At 33.8% G+C, this 19,658-nt stretch carries 17 protein-coding genes; 3 read left to right on the top strand and 14 right to left on the bottom strand.

The features are described 5' to 3' along the window. Nucleotides 1–5: 5 nt before the first annotated feature. From BT107_RS13790 to BT107_RS13765, 6 genes are all read right to left on the bottom strand, one after another. Complete coding sequence (locus tag BT107_RS13790) at nt 6–461, bottom strand: DUF1801 domain-containing protein (RefSeq protein WP_072304405.1); 456 nt, start codon at nt 459–461, stop codon at nt 6–8. Between the two features lie 28 nt (nt 462–489). Then, nucleotides 490–1,428, bottom strand: coding sequence for a 2-hydroxyacid dehydrogenase (locus BT107_RS13785; protein WP_072304404.1), 939 nt, complete (start codon nt 1,426–1,428; stop codon nt 490–492). A gap of 2 nt (nt 1,429–1,430) precedes the next feature. After that, the gene (locus BT107_RS13780; RefSeq protein ID WP_072304403.1) at nt 1,431–1,796 is read right to left on the bottom strand and encodes a cupin domain-containing protein; all 366 of its coding nucleotides are present in this window, start codon (nt 1,794–1,796) and stop codon (nt 1,431–1,433) included. A gap of 17 nt (nt 1,797–1,813) precedes the next feature. Continuing rightward, nucleotides 1,814–3,484, bottom strand: a complete 1,671-nt coding sequence (gene ggt, locus BT107_RS13775) for a gamma-glutamyltransferase (RefSeq protein ID WP_072304402.1) — start codon at nt 3,482–3,484, stop codon at nt 1,814–1,816. Between the two features lie 43 nt (nt 3,485–3,527). After that, a complete protein-coding gene (locus BT107_RS13770; protein WP_072304539.1) occupies nt 3,528–4,508 on the bottom strand; it encodes an MBL fold metallo-hydrolase in 981 nt (326 codons plus the stop codon). 103 nt (nt 4,509–4,611) lie between these two features. After that, nucleotides 4,612–5,763, bottom strand: a complete 1,152-nt coding sequence (locus BT107_RS13765; RefSeq protein ID WP_072304401.1) for a histidine decarboxylase — start codon at nt 5,761–5,763, stop codon at nt 4,612–4,614. 161 nt (nt 5,764–5,924) lie between these two features. Here BT107_RS13765 and BT107_RS13760 point away from each other — a divergent pair, with 161 nt between their 5' ends. Then, on the top strand, nt 5,925–6,377 hold the full coding sequence (locus tag BT107_RS13760; RefSeq protein ID WP_072304400.1) for an Lrp/AsnC family transcriptional regulator: 453 nt from the start codon (nt 5,925–5,927) through the stop codon (nt 6,375–6,377). Here the strand turns inward: BT107_RS13760 and mgtE are convergent. The 7 genes from mgtE to BT107_RS13725 form a co-directional block, all read right to left on the bottom strand. Further along, nucleotides 6,372–7,718, bottom strand: coding sequence for a magnesium transporter (gene mgtE, locus BT107_RS13755; RefSeq protein ID WP_170854740.1), 1,347 nt, complete (start codon nt 7,716–7,718; stop codon nt 6,372–6,374). The two genes, BT107_RS13760 and mgtE, sit on opposite strands and share 6 nt — an antisense overlap. After that, the gene (gene rsmA / locus BT107_RS13750) at nt 7,705–8,565 is read right to left on the bottom strand and encodes a 16S rRNA (adenine(1518)-N(6)/adenine(1519)-N(6))-dimethyltransferase RsmA (RefSeq protein ID WP_072304399.1); all 861 of its coding nucleotides are present in this window, start codon (nt 8,563–8,565) and stop codon (nt 7,705–7,707) included. Before rsmA ends, mgtE begins: the two co-directional genes overlap by 14 nt. Nucleotides 8,566–8,616: 51 nt before the next feature. Further along, entirely contained in the window at nt 8,617–8,949 is a 333-nt protein-coding gene (locus BT107_RS13745) for a DUF4286 family protein (RefSeq protein WP_072304398.1), read from the bottom strand. Between the two features lie 51 nt (nt 8,950–9,000). After that, nucleotides 9,001–10,788: a tetratricopeptide repeat protein gene (locus tag BT107_RS13740; protein WP_072304397.1), complete on the bottom strand. Its 1,788-nt coding sequence runs from the start codon at nt 10,786–10,788 to the stop codon at nt 9,001–9,003. Between the two features lie 59 nt (nt 10,789–10,847). Next, nucleotides 10,848–12,119, bottom strand: coding sequence for a serine--tRNA ligase (gene serS / locus BT107_RS13735; RefSeq protein WP_072304396.1), 1,272 nt, complete (start codon nt 12,117–12,119; stop codon nt 10,848–10,850). A gap of 89 nt (nt 12,120–12,208) precedes the next feature. Next, on the bottom strand, nt 12,209–13,519 hold the full coding sequence (locus tag BT107_RS13730; protein ID WP_072304395.1) for an HTTM domain-containing protein: 1,311 nt from the start codon (nt 13,517–13,519) through the stop codon (nt 12,209–12,211). Next, entirely contained in the window at nt 13,516–14,445 is a 930-nt protein-coding gene (locus BT107_RS13725; RefSeq protein ID WP_072304394.1) for a bifunctional riboflavin kinase/FAD synthetase, read from the bottom strand. Before BT107_RS13725 ends, BT107_RS13730 begins: the two co-directional genes overlap by 4 nt. Before the next feature lie 48 nt (nt 14,446–14,493). On the opposite strand from BT107_RS13725, the gene BT107_RS13720 reads away from it, so the two are divergent. Together BT107_RS13720 and BT107_RS13715 are read left to right on the top strand one after the other, a co-directional pair. Next, nucleotides 14,494–18,264, top strand: a complete 3,771-nt coding sequence (locus BT107_RS13720; RefSeq protein ID WP_072304393.1) for a reprolysin-like metallopeptidase — start codon at nt 14,494–14,496, stop codon at nt 18,262–18,264. After that, a complete protein-coding gene (locus BT107_RS13715) occupies nt 18,261–18,938 on the top strand; it encodes a hypothetical protein (protein ID WP_072304392.1) in 678 nt (225 codons plus the stop codon). Before BT107_RS13720 ends, BT107_RS13715 begins: the two co-directional genes overlap by 4 nt. On the opposite strand, the gene pth is transcribed toward BT107_RS13715, so the two are convergent. Next, nucleotides 18,939–19,574 (bottom strand): aminoacyl-tRNA hydrolase, encoded by a 636-nt coding sequence (pth, locus tag BT107_RS13710; RefSeq protein WP_139254327.1) that lies wholly within the window; start codon nt 19,572–19,574, stop codon nt 18,939–18,941. Nucleotides 19,575–19,658 lie beyond the last annotated feature (84 nt).

Raw genomic sequence — 19,658 nt, 5'->3', positions numbered from 1 at the left:
CGGTTTTATTTTTTAGTGTTTTTCTCGTATAAATTTACCCATTGCTGTACGGTCATTTTAGCTGCTAACTCACCAATTAACTCGTATGGGATATCATCTATCTTTTTAAATCTTATACAACTCTTGCCCGTATCTAATTTGCGTTTGCAATGCTTAGGATATTCTGTAGTAAACCAATTTAAAAGTTCTGGGTCTGCATAAATTCCAGAATGATACAATGCTATAAAGTTTTTTTGCGATGCCACATTCATAAACGGTAGCGGCAACTTTGGGTCACAATGGTAGCCATCTGCATATAAAGTATGTGGTACAACATAGCCTAACATACCATAACTCATAGTTTCTGTAAAACCAGCAGGAATATTATTTAAAATTGTTTCTCTAATTTTAGAAACAGCTTCCTTACGTTCTTCTGGCAGCTCTTTAATGTATTCTTCTGGAGTAGTTGCTTTAGATTGCATAATTGCTGGTGTATTGGTTGTTTTAAAGTTACAAAAACTTTGCTTTTACCTTGTCTACAATAGTTTGCGCTAGTTTAATTTTGCTTTCAACAGTCCATCCGCCAACATGTGGACTAAGTAAAACCTTATCAGAATGTATTAAATATTGAAAAGCTTCTGGTAACTCCTTATCTGTAAACATATGTTCAAAAGATGCTTTTTCGTATTCTAAAACGTCTAAACCTGCGCCTACTATTTTACCTTCTTTTAGTGCGGCCACTAAATCTGCTGTTACTACACATTTACCACGAGCTGTATTAAACAACCAAAACGACTTTTTAAAGCCATTTATAAATGTACTTGTCACCATATTTTTGGTAAGCTCTGTTTGTGGTACGTGTAAACTTAATACATCTGCTTTTTGTTGCAATTCTTCTAGAGATACTTGTGTTGCATTTTCGTTGCCAACACCATCTTTAATGTCATAACAAATAACATCAACATCAAAACCACGTAGTTTTTTAGCAAATGCATTGCCCATATTTCCGTAGCCAATTATGCCCACAGTTTTGCCGTCTAACTCAATTCCACGGTTGCCTTCTCTGTCCCATTTTCCGTTACGTACTTCTTGGTCTGCTTTGTTTAGTTTGTTAAACAAAGATAAAATCATACCCAATGTATGTTCGCCAACAGCATTACGGTTGCCTTCTGGCGCAGAGGCTAAAAAAATGCCTTTTTTTGTGGCGTAATCGGTATCAATATTTTCTAGACCAGCACCTAATCTTCCTATAAATTTTAAGTTGTTTGCTTTGTCTAAAAATGTTTTGTCTAACGGAAATCTACTGCGTATAATTAAGCCTTCGTAGTTATGAATAATAGCTTCTACTTCTTGTTTAGTTGCTGTATAATCTACATCATTTATAAAGCCAAAACCTTTAAATTGTTCTATTATTAAAGGATGATTTTTATCTAAATGCAATACTTTCATTATTATATTTTTGGATATTCAGTTTGTGTTTTCTCGTCAATAACAGTACCTGTGTGCGAGATAGATAGTTTTTCAAATAATAAAACCTCTACAACTTCATCATTTTTGGTTCTAGGGCAATGCTCTATACCTTTAGGAATCACAATAATTTCACCTTCTTTAACAATTTCTGTACGGTCTCTAAATTGCATATATAAAGTGCCTTTTAGAACCTGAAAAAGTTCATCTTCATTCTCGTGTGCGTGCCAAACAAAGTCGCCCTTTAATTTGGCTAAAAGTACCTGCATATTGTCTACAACAGCAATTTGGTGCGGATGCCACTGTTTGCTAAACTTGCTTTGTTTTTCTTGTAGGTTAATAGTTTTCAAAATAAAATGTATTAAAATTAATAACCAACAGCACCGCCATCTGGACTAGATGAGTCTGATGCTCCTACATAAACTTTATTTTCAGTATCAACAGTAATACCCATTAATCTGCCTAGATGCTCGCGTTCTACCATTGTGTGTCCCATAGCCTCTAAAGCTTTTACTGTATCTGGTGATAATAAATCTTTTTCGTACAAAATACGATCTGGTAACCATTGGTGGTGAATTTTCATAGCTTCAATGGCTTTATGTATAGGCATATCAAACTCAATTACATTTAAAACTGTTTGAAAAACCGTGTTTATAATTGTTCTTCCACCAGGGCTGCCTATAACCAAAACGGCCTTACCATCTTTAGCAACAATTGTAGGAGTCATACTAGAAAGCATTCTTTTTTCTGGCTTAATAATATTAGCAGCAGAACCTATTAAGCCTTTGCTATTTGTGTAACCTGGTTGCGGATTAAAGTCGCCCATTTCATTATTAAAAATAAATCCAAGTTTTGGAGAGCCTAATCTAGAGCCGTAGGAGTGTTCTAGTGTATATGTTAAAGAAACAGCATTGCCTTCTTTGTCTAATATAGATACGTGTGTTGTATTTTTGCCATCGTAAATTTGTCCAAATTTAGTAGAATCGCTAACAGATGCTTTTTTCCAATCTATATTGTTGTACCTGTTTTTAGCAAACTCTTTAGAGGTTAACTTGTCTATAGGCATATCTAAATTAAAGTCAGGATCCCCTAAATGTTCTGCTCTATCTGCAAAAGCTCTACGCATAGCTTCTGCAACCAAATGTACATAAGGAGTAGAATTAAACGGCGCGTTTGTAAAATCTGCTAGTTCCATAATATTCATCATTTCTAAAAGAGCAACACCACCAGAGCTAGGAGGTGGCATTACAAAGATGTCGTGCCCTTTATACGTGCCTTTTAATGGCTCTCTTTCTACTGCATCATATTTAGCTAAGTCTTTTAGCGTAATAAGGCCGTCGTTTTTCTTCATAAAACGAGCAATTTCCTTGGCTACTTTTCCTTTGTAAAAGCCATCTTTGCCATTGTCTCTAATTTCTTTTAAAGTAGCAGCAAGTACAGGTTGTTTCCAAATTTCATCCATTTGTGTTATTTCACCTTTTTCATTGGTAAAATAATTGGCCATAAATTCAGATTCTTTTTTATAATGTAATGCGTGTTTGTATAATGTGTAAGATAGCGAAACACCATTTTCGGCTAAATCTATTGCAGGTTGTACTAACGAAGCCCAAGGTAGTTTTCCGTATTTTTTATGTGCCATATATAAACCGGCTACAGTACCAGGAACACCAACAGATTGTAAGCCGTTGTGATTAGAGCCAGATATTAAATTACCTTCTTTGTCTAAAAACATATCTGTAGTAGCTTTTAAAGGTGCTTTTTCTCTAAAATCTATAGTTGTAGCGTTACCATCAGATTTCATAAAAACTAAAAAACCACCACCGCCAATATTACCTGCTTGTGGGTGTGTAACAGCTAAGGCAAAGGCAGTTGCAACCGTAGCGTCTATTGCATTACCTCCTTTTTTAAGGATTTCTGAGCCAGCTTTAGATGCGGCATTATTGTCTGATACAACCATACCGTTTTTGGCATACGTTTGTGCGTTGCAAATACCAACGCATAAAACGACAGCTAACAAGTAAAACAGTTTTGTTTTCATAAGTGTAAAGTTTAATGGTAAATATAATTTATTTAGATGTTTTCTATAGATTATAGACGTTGTTAATCTGCGCTATATTAAATCCGTTTTTAATAATTTGTTTTGCCTTAGCACTTTCTAGATTTAAGGCTGGATTTGTATGATTAAAATGAATGAAATTAATTTTGCTTTTCTCAGTAGCAGAAAGCTCTTTAAATAATTCCATACTTTCTACTATAAACGGATGCGGAATTTCTGATATATCTCTATTGTTTATTTCTTCAGCATCAAAAAAAGTAGCATCTATAAATGCATAATCTACCTTGGCAATCTCTGTAGTAATATCTTGCTCCCATTTTTTCCATTTATCAATATCCGGAATAAATAAAGCGCTTTTGTTTGGGCCTGTAATAGTATAACCAACAGTTTCCGAAAACTCATCTCTGTGTGGCACAGTAAACGGAATTACTTTTAAATTAGAAGTAAGTTCTAATGTTTTTCTATTTTCAGTAGCTTTTATCTCTATGTTTTTATTTACTAGAAGCTGACTCCAAGGTCCGTTTTCTTCAATAAAAGTTTTCATTTTAGGCATAGCATAAACTGCAGCGCAATTGGCATTCATAGCTTCTTTGCCTAAATACATTAGGCCTGCATAATGACCTATGTGTGCGTGAGTTAAAAAAATACCAGTAGGGATTTCTTCTGCCGTAAAACTTGCACTATTTTTTAATGCTTTTACTTGTGATGCTATATCTGGTGTTGCCTCAAACAAAAAAGTTGCTTTGTTTTCGGAGTCTACAACTCCTAATGAAACAACTTTTCTGCTTGCGTCAGGGTTTGTAAATAATTCTTTACAACAATCTTTTTTACAACCAATTTGTGGCGATCCTGCATCTTGTACAGTTCCTAAAATAACCAAAGCTGTATTGCTAATTTTAGGCGTGGTAAGTACAGTTTTTTCAGTTGGCTTTGTTGTTTTGTCTTTAGATACGCAAGCGCTAAAAAAAACAAGTAGTACTAGTGCTTTTAGTAGATTTTTTGCCATTAGTTGTGGTTTTGTTGTTCTATAAAGATAACTATTTGGCATTAAAAAAAGCCAATGGAAATTGCATCCATTGACTTTTGGTTTTTAAACTAGTAGTGTTAATCTAAAAATCTAGCTCAAATTCTTCTTCTACAGTGTTAGGGCAGACAGATATATCATAAATAAATTCGTCTATTTGTGCTTTTGTAACATTAGGCATACAAATAACGTGGGCAACGTCACCTTCTGTCGCTAATTGCCATTTTTGCTTAATTTCTAAAGATGTTTTAGGTAAAACAACGGTAATAGAATTAGGGTTTCTCCAAGCATTTATGCCAATTTCTTTTAATCTATTTTCGCAATAAACAGCTGTTTCTAAACTTTTTTGGTAGCGCGCTCTTAAACCATCTACACCTAGTTTTTTAAGTGCATACCATAAAAATAACGGACTATGGCCATTTCTAGAACCTGTAATAGTAGTGTCTAAAGAACCAATATAAGAAATGCCTTTTGCTATGCGGTCTCTGTTGCTGCGTTTTGTAATAATAACTCCAGATGGTATTGGCGAGCCAATAAATTTGTGTCCGCTTATAGATATACTATCTGCACCGTCTCTAAAATCAAACGGTATACGTGGCTCCATAAATGCACCGTATGTGCCAGATAATGCAGCATCACAATGTATGTAATGGTCTTGTATAGCTAAATTTTTTAAAATACTTTTTATTTTAGAGACATCGTCTTTAGCTTCTTTCATTGTAGTGCCAAAAGTGGTAAGTACAATTGCTGGTTTATGACGATTCATTCTAACTGTATTCTCAAAATCTTCATAATCTATTTCTCCATTTTCCTGAGAACGTATTATAATACTTGGAATGTTTAGTAAGTGAATGTTTTTGCGTACACTGTAGTGTGTAGACTCAGAATAATACACCATACCTTTTGGGTACAATTCGCGAGCTAAGTATAAGCCATATAAATTACTCTCAGATCCACCATTGGTAATGTATCCCCAATAGTCAGATGGTTGTGCTCTAAATAACTTGGCAAAAAAACTAACAACTTCTCTTTCCATTTCGTGGGTTTGTACTTTGTACGTTCCGTCTTCAAAAGGATCTCCTAAATTATTTATTGGGTATTGTAAAAAGCTGCTAAGCTCAGAATAATCAAAATCTTTAGATACAGGGTAACCTAAAAATGAATCTCTTGCCTGCTCTATAGTTTCTTTTAATTTATAAAGACGTTCGGTGTCTTTTTCTGATATTTTTTGATACATAGTAGTATTGTAGGTTTTAATGCTGTAAAATTAGTTTTTTCAGGCAAAGTGTCTTTATTTTGTTGTTAGTTTGATAAATAATTCTGTAAGTATTTAATTTTACAATTTTTAATTATTGTTTTTAAGGTTGATTTATCACTCTCACAAAAAAAAATACTGAAATGGACGCTATAGACAAAAAAATACTAATGCTGTTGCAAGAGAACGCAAAGCAAAACACAAAAGAAATAGCAGATAAAATAGGCTTAACTGTATCGCCAACTTTTGAGCGTATAAAGAAGCTAGAGCAGCAAGATTATATAAAGAGTTATGTGGCGTTACTTAACGAGAAAAAAGTAAACAAAGCCATAACAGTGTATTGCCATATTACTTTGGCAACGCACTCCAGGGAGTTAATAGATAATTTTAAGGACCAAGTTGCTAACCTGCCCGAAATTATGGGCTGCCAGCACGTATCTGGTAATTACGATTTTTTACTTAAAGTTGCGGTTAATGATATGAACCAGTATCAGCAATTTGTTGTCGATAAATTATCGGTAATAAAAGGAATCTCTAACGTACAAAGTTCTTTTGTATTAGATGATATTAAAAATGGTACAGCGTATGTTCTATAAAAACATTTTGGCAATAGAGAAATAAATAATAATACCAAAAATATCGTTACTTGTGGTAATAAAAGGTCCTGTTGCTATGGCAGGGTCAATACCTCTTTTATGTAAAAAGATAGGTACAAAGGTGCCAATTATACCAGCAACAATTATTACTGCAATAAGCGAAATTGAAATTGCAAGAGCCATTTTTACATCTCCTTCTATAAGCCAAGCAAAACAGAAAAGTATAATTGCTAGTATGGTTCCATTAAGTGCAGATAAAAGAATCTCTTTTATTAGTCTATTAACCATACTTCCTTTTAAATCATCATTAGCAATACCCTGCACAACAATGGCGCTAGATTGTACGCCAACATTACCAGCCATAGCGGCAATTAGTGGTGTAAATAATAATAAAGAAAGGTGGTCTTTTATAACGCCTTCAAAAGTACCCATTATGGTAGCTGAACCAACACCACCAAAAAGACCTAAAATAAGCCAAGGTAAACGTGCTTTTGTTAAATCTAGAATGCTATCATCTGCTTCTACATCTTGAGATATACCTGCAGCCATTTGGTAATCCTTGTCTGCTTCGTCCTTAATAACATCTACAATATCATCAATAGTAATTCTACCAACTAGTCTACCTATTTCATCTACAACAGGTATAGCTTCAAGGTCATATTTAGACATTATTTTTGCAATTTCCTCTGGTTTCTCATTTACAGAAACAGAGTCTACCTTTGGTATATAAACGTCTTTTATATGTGTTTTTGTAGAGGTTGTAAGCAAGTCTTTTAAAGAAAGCCTTCCTTTTAATTTTTCTTCATCATCTACAACATAAATAGAGTGTACTCTGGTTACATTTTCTGCTTGTGCGCGCATCTCTTTAACACACGTAAGCACATTCCAATTTACATTAACTTTTACAAGCTCTTTTGCCATTAAACCACCTGCAGAATACTCGTCATAACGTAAAAGATCTACAATGTCTTTTGCGTGTTCTCTATCTTCAAGTTCAGAGATTACTTCTTGTACAATGTTTTGTGGTAATTCTGCAACAATATCGGCGGCATCATCCGTATCTAGCTCATCTAATTCTTCTGCAATTTCTTTTGTAGATAAGTTTGCTAAAATAGACTCTCTTACATCTTCATCTAATTCAGTTAAAATATCAGAGGTTTTATCACTCTCTAATAATTTAATAATATAGGTAGCATCTGCAGTGTTTAGCTCATTAACAATTTCTGCAATATCCGCATAGTGCACCTCTTCTAAAAGAAGCTGTAAGCCAGTATCTTTTTGATCTAATATTAAGGTTTCTATGTGTTCTAAAAACTCGTCTGTTAATTTAAACGGTATCATTGGCTATCTTTTTTGTAAGTGCTACAAAATCTGCAACTGCTAATTGTTCTGGACGTTTGTCAAAGATAGGGTCTTCTTTTAAATTATCAGAAAGTTCAAAGGTTTTTAAGCTGTTTCTAATGGTTTTTCTACGCTGATTAAATACAGCTTTTACAACACGATATAATAATTTTTCGTCTACGCCAATATCTAGATTTTCTTTACGTGTTAATCGCAATACACCAGAATCTACTTTTGGTGGCGGATTAAATACGGTTGGTGGTACGGTAAATAAATATTCGGCAGTATAATAGGCTTGTGTAAGTACAGATAAGATACCATATGCTTTACTACCTTCTTTTGAGCAGATACGCTGTGCAACTTCTTTTTGAAACATACCTGTAAATTCTGGAATACGCTCTTTGTTTTCTAATGTTTTAAAAACTATTTGCGTAGATATATTGTACGGAAAATTTCCGGTTATAGCATATTGTTCAGCTCCGAAAATAGTAGATAAGTCTTGTTTTAAAAAATCTGCTTCTACAACAGTAAAACTACCTTTACGGTTAAGTAATTCTGGATGTTCTAATAAAAAATTCTGATTTAAATACGCTATAGATTCTCTGTCTAAATCCATAGCTATTAAATCTAAATTATGTTTTAAAATGTATTTGGTAAGCACACCTGTTCCTGGGCCAATTTCTATAACATTGGTGTACCCTTTATGGGTTAACGTTTCTGCTATCTGTTGGGCAATAGGCTCGTCTGTCAAAAAATGCTGACCAAGATGTTTTTTAGCCTTAACTGGGCTATCACTCCTGCGTTCTGCTTTATTTTTTTTAAAATATTCTTTTTTCTTTTTTGACATAGGTGTGTAACTATATAATTTAAACTTAGATAAACAAAGAAGGGTAGTGGTTTACTCTTTTGTAGGGGTTAATACAGCCTCGCCAATAACCTCTAACTCTGTTCTAAAAGCAACAAATTTACCAGCAAATAATTTGTTTGCTTCTTGGCGTAATCTATCTGCGTCTTCTTTGTAATATACCTCTAAAGTTTCTTTATTAGGAGTGCTATATTGTACAGAATATGTAAGTCCGCCCATTTCTTCTTCAACTAAAACTTTACACATTTTAGCACCAGTAAATTTACCTGTTGAAAGCATATCCGGAATGTGAGTTTCTTTCATCCAAGAAAACCAGTTATCGTGTACTTCCTCTTCTACATTTATAGTTACGTTGTATATGTACATAGTATTATTTTTAAGTTTGATGTATTTTTTTTATCGATTGCAAAGCTAAAACTAATTAATAGCGTCTCCTCTAAGTTTTCTAAACTCTTTTCTGGCTAACGGAAAATAGTAGCTGTCTTGGTAGCCATATATAATTTTTTCGTAATGATACTTTGCCTTTTCGGTGTTGTATAATATGTTTCTGTATAATTCACCCAAGGCATAATGCGCATCATCGGCAAGTATTCCGGAGCCGTAAAACTCTATAATTTTTAGATAGTTAAATTCTGCCTCTTCGTATTTTTTTTCTTCTTCTAATAATTCTGCTTGTCTTAAAAGAGCTTCATCTTCAATTTTTTCTCCTTTATGGTTTTTTAAAATATCATCTAAAGCAGTTATAGCTTCTGTTCTTTTGTTTTGGTAGGCCAATAAATCTGCAGTTGCATATTTTTTTAATGCTGTTTTTGTAGAGTCTTGCTGTGTGTTGTCAGAAATTAATAAGCTTAATTGCATAGCATCATTAGCAATTAGTTGAGATGTGGAACTACGTAGTACTTTTAGCTGTGCCAATGCCCAGTCAAAATCTCCTTTGTAAAAACTAGCTTTCGCTACTTTGTAACGTGCATTTTGAGCTAAAATATCGTTCTTTAAATCTTTTTGTATTTGGGTGTAATAAATTAAAGCCTCATTAAACCTTTTATTATAGACTAAAATATCTGCTAAAGACATTTTTAACTTAGCTTCTTCGTAACGGTTAAGCTCTAGTTTTAAAGATTTTTTTAAGACTGATATGGCCTCATCTGAGTTGTTTTTTTTGAAAGCTAAAAAGTTCGCGTACTCTATTTGAAGCACTATACTATTAGTTTTGTATCCGTAAGTTTCTAATAGTATATCGTAAGATTTCTGTGCAGCTTCTGTGTTTTTATTGTTAGATAATTCTAGATCTAAGCTTATACTTTTTAATTCTGCGTATAGTTTTATATTGTCTTGGTACGGACTATTTATAACTATATAATTATAAATTTCTTGAGCAATTTCTTTTTCGCTTTCGTCAACACAGATGTTCGCTAATGTTTGTAATCTTCTTAAGCTACCTTCTGGAGACCTTTTGTATATTGCTTTTTCTTGAGTAAAAGCACTATTAAATTGTTTTTGCTGTATAAATAACCAGCTCAACATCTCATTCCAGATAATATCAGGATCTCTTTGTGCTTTTTTAAGAATTTGTTTTCTTAAAATTATATTGTTTAGGTTTTCAGAGTCGGTCATAATAAAATCGTCCAAACTACGAATAACACTGGGCATTTTGTTAGGGTCGTTGGCTATAATATTTAGCAAGCTAAAAAACATTTTGTCTACATTACCTTGTTCGCCATAAATACGAGCCAACTGAAAATTAAAGTCTAATGCAGGGTTTAACTGCATTGCTTTTGTGTATGTTTTTGCGGCATACTCTAAAAGTGAATACCCTTGAAACTTATAGGCTAAACCATAACTATCTCTAGGGTTAATTTCTACTTGCGCATAAGCTAAATCGTAGTATTTAGTAGCTTCCTCGTCCTTGCCTTGTAAGGTGTAATTGTGTCCTAGGTCTATAAAGTATACAGGGTGCGGATTGTCTGAGTGTAGATTCTTGCGTATTTGTTTTTCAGCATCTGTATAGCGTTCTAATTGCTGATAACAACTAATTAAAGAAGTTTGATAATCTGAGCGTCTTGGGTTTTCTTTTACAAGTTTTTCGTAAAAGACTACAGCTTTGTCAAAATCACCATCATCAAAATACTGTTTAGCCAAAAAACTGTTTTGCGCAACAGTAAGTTGCGCAAAACAGAAGGCTAGTATAAGTATAAATATTCTCAAGAAATCTATTTTTTAGGGTAAAGATACCAAGAATATAGATAGTTGCTGTTAAAAGAGCTTTAATCTATCATATCAAAACCACAGTAAGGCACAAGTGCTTCTGGGATTTTAATTCCGTTTTCTGTTTGGTAATTTTCTAAAATACCTGCTAAAACACGTGGTAAAGCTAAAGAGCTACCGTTAAGTGTGTGTGCAAACTGACTTTTACCGTTTTCGTCTTTAAAACGTAATTTAAGACGGTTAGATTGGTATGCTTCAAAATTAGACGCAGAACTAATCTCTAACCAGCGATCTTGTGCTGTAGAAAATACTTCAAAATCAAACGTAAGAGCAGATGTAAAGCCAAGGTCACCACCACAAAGACGTAATATTCTATATGGTAGTTTTAATTCTCTTAAAATACCTTTTATGTGCTCTACCATACCATCTAAAGCAGCATAAGAATTATCAGGGTGTTCTACGCGTACAAGCTCAACTTTGTCAAACTGGTGTAGTCTATTTAAACCACGAACGTGAGCACCATAACTACCAGCTTCCCTTCTAAAACAAGGTGTATACCCTGTGTATGTAATTGGGAAATCTTTTTGGTTTACAATAGTATCTCTAAAAATATTAGTTACAGGTATTTCTGCTGTTGGTATTAAATACAAGTCATCTTCGGTAACGTGGTACATTTGCCCTTCTTTATCAGGCAATTGTCCTGTTCCGTATCCAGAAATTTCGTTTACCAAATGTGGTACTTGAATTTCTTGGTAACCAGCAGCTGTATTTTTGTCTAGAAAATAAGCAATAAGTGCACGTTGTAGTCTAGCGCCTTTTCCTTTGTAAACAGGAAAACCAGCTCCAGCAATTTTAACACCTAGTTCAAAATCTATAATGTCGTATTTTTTAGCAAGTTCCCAGTGTGGTAAAGCACCATCTATCAATTTAGGAATATCACCTTCTCTAAAAATTTCTTCGTTATCTTCATCAGTACTTCCTGCAGGTACACTTGGGTGTGGTACATTAGGAATCTGGTATAACAATGCTTGCAATTCTTCTGCAACAGTGTTTAACTCTTCTTGTAATGTTTTAGAATCTTCTTTTAAAGTAACAGTACGTTCTTTTAAAACATTCGCTTCAGATGCCTTACCGGATTTAAAAAGCATACCAATTTCTTTAGATAACTTATTGCTTTCTGCAAGTGTGTTGTCTAATTTGGTTTGTACATCTCTACGTTTGTCGTCTAATGAAATTACGTTTTCTAACAAAGGAGTTGCATCTACATTACGCTTTTTTAGGGCGATAATGATCTCGTCTTTTTGTTCTCGAATAGCTTGAAGCTGTAGCATCTATTAAAAATTTTAACAGCAAATTTAATGGTAAAAAGGGATTGCGCAAAAGAGAATGCGTAAAAGTTGAAGAGTTTGACTTACGTATTTTATTTTGGGCTTGGTAAAATAAAAGTATTATGCTTAAAATGATGCCATTTTTCTTGTGCTAAGTCAATCTTTGGGTCTATAAAAGGCTGGTATGGTTTACCGTTAATACTAACTCTAGAGTTTACGTATACGGCTATGTCTTTATTGTTTTTTTTGGCTTCATCTTTTAAATGTTGCGCAAATTGCCAAATAAAATCGGGGTAAGCACCAATTTTTCTACGTTGCTTTTTAGTTAGGTAGTCGTCTAGGTTTATGCGTTTTTCTTCATTTGTTTTTTTGTCTATAGTTTTAAAACTTACAATTCCGCTACGCGAACGCAACATCATTCGCCAACTAAGTCTATGGCCTTGCTCGTTCCAGAGAACATCATCTTTAAAAAAGTGATGACGTATAGGTAGTCCCAGTTGAAATAAAAAATAGATAACCCATACACCAATAATTATATTTTTGTGTTTTGGCTTTGCGACTACAGTAGGGACATTTTTTTTCTCTATCATAACAAAGATCTTCCTAAGTTTTTTTGGTTCAAAAAAGAACACAGTAAACGCTAGAGCTAAATAAGGGAAAATACCAATCTGAAAAACGATAGAGTTAAACAGATGAAAAAATACAGCTAGCATAAAAGCAATTTTTCTACTTGGTTTCCAGAGTAAGGCTGGTATAATTAAAAGATCAAACAAAATACCAAAAACAGCAACTACTTTATGCACCCAAGCTTGTTGTAAAAACTCACCAATTAGAAAATAGTTTGCTTTACCTTGCATTAATATTTTTATAAAGCCAAAGTCTAGCCAATCTGCATATAATTTAGCAACAGATGCATAAGTGTATACAATAATAAGCTGCAATACAATTATGTATTTGTAATAAGCGTACATTTTATTAGTGCGCAGTTCAGGATTTTTTTTAGAATCTATAGAGATATCTGTGCTAGCAGGGAAAAACACCATTATCCAAGAAATAAGCATTAATAGGTAATAATGGTTGTTGTAAGATGTTTTTTGCATTAAATACACGCTAGTCCATAACAGCGCAAAAGCAAGCATGCTATATCTGTATTTATAACCAATAGAGATAAAAATACCTAAAGTACCCATAACTATAAAATAGGCATACATTCCTGGTCCTGTTATAGTGTTTAGCCACTCGAACCCAATAAAAGAAAAATTAAAAGTAGGTTCTACAAGATTGGTGCTTACCCAGCCAGTAAGAATTGCTCCATAGCATTCTAAGCTAATTAAAATTCCAAAAAAGATTCTAAATAGTATTAAACCAGCGTTATCTATTTTTTTAAATAGAAAGGAACTCATAATTTAGAAATTATGCTAGTAGCTGTTTCTTGGTCTTTGGTAAGTTGTATTTTTAAGTCATTAACCGAATTAAATTTTTCTTCGTCTCTAATGCGTTCAATAATATCTACTTGTATTTTTTTATCGTACAGATTTTCATTAAAATCAAAGAAATGTACTTCTATGGTTTTTTCTTTACCATTTACGGTAGGGTTAAAGCCAATATTCATCATTCCAAAAACAGTATTATTGTCTATGTTGGCTTTTACAACATACACGCCATTTTTAGGGATTAGTTTGTAATCTTCTTCTATGTAGATATTTGCCGTAGGGAAATTTAATTGTCTGCCTAGTCCTTTACCTCTTGTAACAACGCCTGTAAGCATATAATTGTAGCCCAAGTAACTATTGGCTTTTGCTACGTTACCGTCTGCAAGTGCTTTTCTTATTTTGGTAGAGCTAACAGATACATCGTCTATTTCTTGAGCAGTAATTTCTTCTACGTTAAAGTCGAATGTAGTACCGAAATTTTTTAAATCGTTTATGTCTGCATTACGGTTACGTCCAAATCTATGGTCGTATCCTATAATAATTTTTTTAGTATTGAGTTTATTAACTAGGATATCGCGAACAAATTCTATGGCGCTAAGTCTAGAAAATTCTTTAGAAAAAGGATGAATAATTAAGAAATCTAAGCCTAACTGGTTTAAAATCATTTCCTTTTCTTCAATAGTGTTAAGTAGTTTTATATTGCTATCTTGTTGCAAAACCATTCTAGGATGCGGAAAAAAAGTAAGTACAGTACTCTCTATTTCTAATAGTTTGGCACTATTTATGAGTCTTTCTAATATCTTTTTATGACCAATATGCACGCCGTCAAAAGTACCAATTGTAATAACTGTAGCGTGTGCTTTGTCGAATTTTGAAATGCTTTTGATTGTTATCACGAGACTAAAATAATAAAAAGACTATTTTTGAATATTAAATTGCTTTGTATGATTACAAAACTACGCCTTGTTTTTTCAATAACCATATTATTTGGTAGCTTTTACGGGCTAGCACAACAGAATTATTGGAAAACTGGGAGCTTGCAGCATAATTTAGTTTCTAAATCTATGCAAAATATAGATGTAAATAAAACAAAAACGTTTTATTTAGATGCATCAACTTTTTCTAAAGCTTTAGACGTTACAGCAAGTTTTAAAGGAGAAAGGATAGTTTATTTTCCTGACGGTAAGGGAGATGTGGTGCCTTTTTCTGTAAAAGAACACGCTGTTTTTGCTCCGGAATTGGCTAAAAAATATCCAAAAATAAAATCTTACATAGGTTACGGTGTTGCAAACCCTAAAGACCGATTGCGTTTTAGTGTTTCTCATAAAGGAATGCAAAGTATGTTGGTGCATGATGGCAAAGAAGAAGCAACATATATGCAGCCCTCTAAAAATGAAGAAGGGCAATATGTAGTATACAGTGGCAGTGCGCATTCTGAAAAAGGTGAGTTTATATGTGATACAAAAGATGTAGTATCAGCAAAAAAAAATACATCTGCATTAAAATTAATAGACGATCAGACTTTACGAACATTTAGAATAGCAGTATCTGCTTCTGGTGAGTATACTGCCTATCATGGAGGTTCTGTTGCAGATGCTTTAGCAGCTATAAATGCAACGTTAACTAGAGTTAATGAGGTTTTTGAGATCGATTTAGGGATTCATTTAGAATTAATAGCAGATACGGATCAAGTTATATACACAGATGCAACTACAGATCCGTACTCAGGAAGTTTAAATGCACAAGCACAAAATACGTTTTCTACAGTAATTGGTTCTGCTAATTATGATGTTGGACACCTTTTTCATCAAGGGCCAAATGGCGGTAATGCTGGTACGGTAGGTTCTGTGTGTGATCCTAATTGGAAAGGAAGAGCATATTCTTCTCGTAGTACACCAGAAGGAGATTTATTTGATGTGGATTTTGTTGCGCACGAAATTGGACATCAATTTGGAGCTAACCATACCTGGTCTTTTGACTCAGAAGGTACTTTGGTGCAAGCAGAACCTGCTAGTGGATCTACAATTATGGGATATGCAGGTATTGCAGATGGTAATAATGTGCAAACCAACGGAGACGATTATTTTCATTATTACAGTATTTTTCAGATAGCAGAATATGTAGGTGGTTTAAGTTGTGGTGTTACTACATCTATTACTAATAATCCGCCAGTAATAAGTCCTTTATCAAACTATATAATTCCAAAATCTACACCTTTTGTTTTAACTGGTGAGGCTACTGATCCAGATGCAGCAGATGTACTTACTTATGCGTGGGAGCAGATAGATAATGGTGTTGTAACGCGTACTAATTTTGGTCCAGAGAATCCTAGTGGAGCTAATTTTAGATCACTAAAACCCACAACAAGTAACGAGCGTTATTTTCCTAAAATAGAACGAGTAATTCAAGATGTATTAACACAGACAAATCCTTCAGAAGGATCTTCTTGGGAGACAGTATCTGATGTAGAAAGAGATTTAAATTTTGCATTTACGGTTAGAGATAATGTAGTGGGAGGTGGACAAGTAGTGTCTGAAACTATGAATGTACGTGTTGTAAATGCTGCGGGTCCATTTAAGGTTATATCACAGTCAACCAACGAGGTATACCAGTCAGGATCTGTACAACAAGTAACTTGGGATGTTGCAGGTACAAATGCAGCTCCAATAAATACAGAAACAGTTTCTATTTTCTTGTCTATAGATTCAGGATTGTCTTTCCCTATTGTATTGGCAGAAAACGTAGTTAATGATGGGTCGGAAATTGTACAAATACCAAATGTGGTAACTACAACAGCAAGAATACGTGTAATGCCTACAAATAATGTGTATTATGCTATAAACTCATCTAATTTTACCATAAATACATCTGATGTTAATTTGGAGTTTGAGAAGCTAACATATAATACTTGTCAGCCTAACGATGTTATTATTCCTTTTAAATACACAGTAAATAATGGTTTTAGTGAAACATCTACGTTTAGTGTTTTTGGAGCGCCAGCTAATTTAGGTGTTATATTTTCTTTGCCTACGGCAGATACAAATAATACAGATGTGAATCTTACATTTTCTAATACAGCAAATGTAGCTCCAGGTACATATGAAATTACAGTACTGTCTAACTCCGCAACAAACGCTACAGCAGTAGTGGTAACTTTGGTTATAGGTAATACAACTTTTGCAGATGTAGGTTTAATTTCTCCAGTTAATGGAGCAATAGGAGTAAATAATAATGAAACTCTTTTGTGGGAGTTAAACGAAGCGTATACGTCTTACGATCTAGAAATAGCTACAGACCCTGCTTTTAGTACTATTGTAGAAACAAAAACGACTCCTTTTTCTGAATATAAGCCTACTAGTTTATTGGCAGAGACAACTTATTATTGGCGTGTAAAGCCAAAGAGTTTATGTGCAGAAGGTACTTTTGGTACGGCATATAGTTTTACAACTGCCTTAGTAAGTTGCGCTAATAAAAATGCTGAAGATTTGCCAAAAGTAATACCTGCTGTGGGTACTTCTGTCTTGCAATCTAAAATTACTTTTTTAGATGATTTGCCAATTACAGATGTAAAAGTGAATCTAAATTTAGAGCATACTTTTTTATCCGATTTAACAATAAGTTTAATATCTCCACAAGGAACAAGAGTAGTCTTGACATCTAATTCTTGTGGCGAATTTCAAGATATAAATGCTGTTTTTGACGATGCAGCATCAAGTTTTGTTTGCGGTAGTGGTGCAGGAGCGGCAATTGAAGGATCAGTTAGACCTTTAGGTTCTTTGGCTTCTTTAAATGGAGAGTCTATGTTAGGTGAATGGATTTTAGAAGTGAAAGATGGAGCATCATCCGACGGAGGAGAAATAATAGATTTTAGTTTAGATATTTGTGCAGAAGGTGTATTGCGCCCTGATGCAGATAATGATGGTGTTTTTGATGATGGAGATGATATGTGTTTGGGAACGCCAAACGGAGCAGAGGTAGATGTAAATGGTTGTGCTGTATATAAATTTGAGCCAGATAATTTTGCTATTTCTATAGCTAGTGAATCTTGTACAACAACAAATAATGGAGAAATTATAATTGATGCTGTAGAAGAAATAAATTATAGTGTTGTGGTTACTGGTACAGGTATAAATTCTACGACTAGTTTTACAGATGTTACTACAATTTCTAATTTAGACGCTGGTACTTATGTGCTGTGTATTACTGGTACAGATGGTGTAAAAGTGTATGAAGAGTATTGTGTAACAGTTGTTGTTACAGAGCCAGATGTGCTTTCTGTACTTTCTGCAGTAACAAATACTACATTAAAATTAGACCTTTCGGGAGCTGTTTTGTATACTATAGAATTAAATGGTGTAGCAGAGCAAACTACAGATGCTAAGCATAGTTTAGAGCTAAAAAATGGTTTAAATACAATAAAAGTAAGTACAGGTATGGAGTGTCAAGGAGTGTATGAAGAGCAAATTTATATAGCATCTAACCCTGTAATTTCCCCTAATCCGGTAATGTCTGAAACAGTGGCTTATGTAGGCGCATTGTCTGGTAAGTTAACGGTTACTATTTATACAATAGACGGACGGGTAGTGCAACAAAAAGAGCATAGCATTAACAATGGTATGGTAAACCTAGAGGTTTCTAGTTTAGCAAAAGGAATGTATATTTTATATTTTGAAGGGGCAGAAATAAAAGGGCAAACAAAATTAATTAAGAGATGAAAAAAATAATAGTGCTTTTGTGTTTTGTAGCGTTGTCTTGTTCTAAGAGTTCGCCTAAGCCACCATCTACACCAATGTTAGTCTTTCCTTTAAAAAGTTCTGAATGTACAACGGGTGTATCTATTAATGGTACAAATACAAGTGAGGTAGAGTTAGAGTGGAGTGCTTCTAGTAGAACGGACTTGTATGAGGTTAAAATTACAAATTTAAGTACAAACTTAACGCAAACCTTAACAACAACAGGAACAAAGCAAAAAGTAATTTTAGATAAAGGACTTGCGTATTCTTGGTTTGTAACGTCTAAAAACGATGAGGTTTCTGAAACAAAGTCTAGTGAAATTTGGAAATTTTACAATGCGGGCTCACAAACAACATATGCGCCATTTGCAGCAGAGATTATAGCGCCTAAATCTGGGCAAACAGTATTTAAAGATATTAATAATGATGTTACTTTAGAATGGCTTACAGAAGACGTAGATAATGATATAGCTAATTATAAAGTTTATTTTTCTACAATAACTCCGCCAACGACTTTGTTAGCTACAAATAGTGTAGATAACACAAGTGTAAGTGTAGGTGTAACAGCCAATACTATATACTATTGGAAAGTTGTTACTACAGATAGGGAAGGTAATGCATCTGACTCTGGTATTTATGAGTTTAGAGTGCGATAATTAAGAGTTGTTAAAGCTGTTCATTGTTATTTTTATCCCAGCTAAAGCAAAAGATTTAATTAGTTCTATGGACCTGTCTAAACGTTCAGGCATTTTGTCTTTTTCTTCTTGGTTCCATTCGCCTAAGACATAGTCTACTTGTTTTCCTTTTCCAAAATCGGCGCCAACACCAAATCTATATCTATTGTATGTTGTGGTTTGTAGTGTGTTCTGTGTGTCTTTTAGACCATTGTGTCCGCCGTCGCTACCTTTGGTTTTAACTCTAATAGTTCCAAAAGGTAAATTAATATCATCGGTAATAACTAAAAGATTTTCTTGAGGAATTTTTTCTTTCTCTAACCAGTATCGTATTGCCTTTCCACTTAGATTCATATAAGTAGATGGTTGTAAAAAAAGAATAGTACGCCCTTTAATTTTGTATGTAGTAACAGCACCTAGTTTTTGAGGCTCAAAAACTAAATCTTCTTTTTTAGCAAAGGCATCAAGTATTTTAAAGCCAATATTATGTCTGGTTTCTGTGTATTCTGCGCCAATATTACCAAGGCCAACAACTAAAAACTTTTTCATAGGGTCTGTTTCTTCTAAATAGAACTTTGGTTTTGTTCTAAAAATTGATTTTAAGAGTTTTACTATCATACTTTCTAAAGAGTACTAAAAATACAAAAGCATCCTGAAACTTGGTAATTCCAAGGCAGGATGCTTTATTTTATTTCTGCAAAG

The organism is Cellulophaga fucicola (assembly GCF_900119145.1).
GTDB classification, from domain to species: Bacteria; Bacteroidota; Bacteroidia; order Flavobacteriales; family Flavobacteriaceae; genus Cellulophaga; species Cellulophaga fucicola.
Note: the sequence above shows the minus strand (reverse complement) of the source record. Positions and strands in the feature narration are given on the sequence as shown.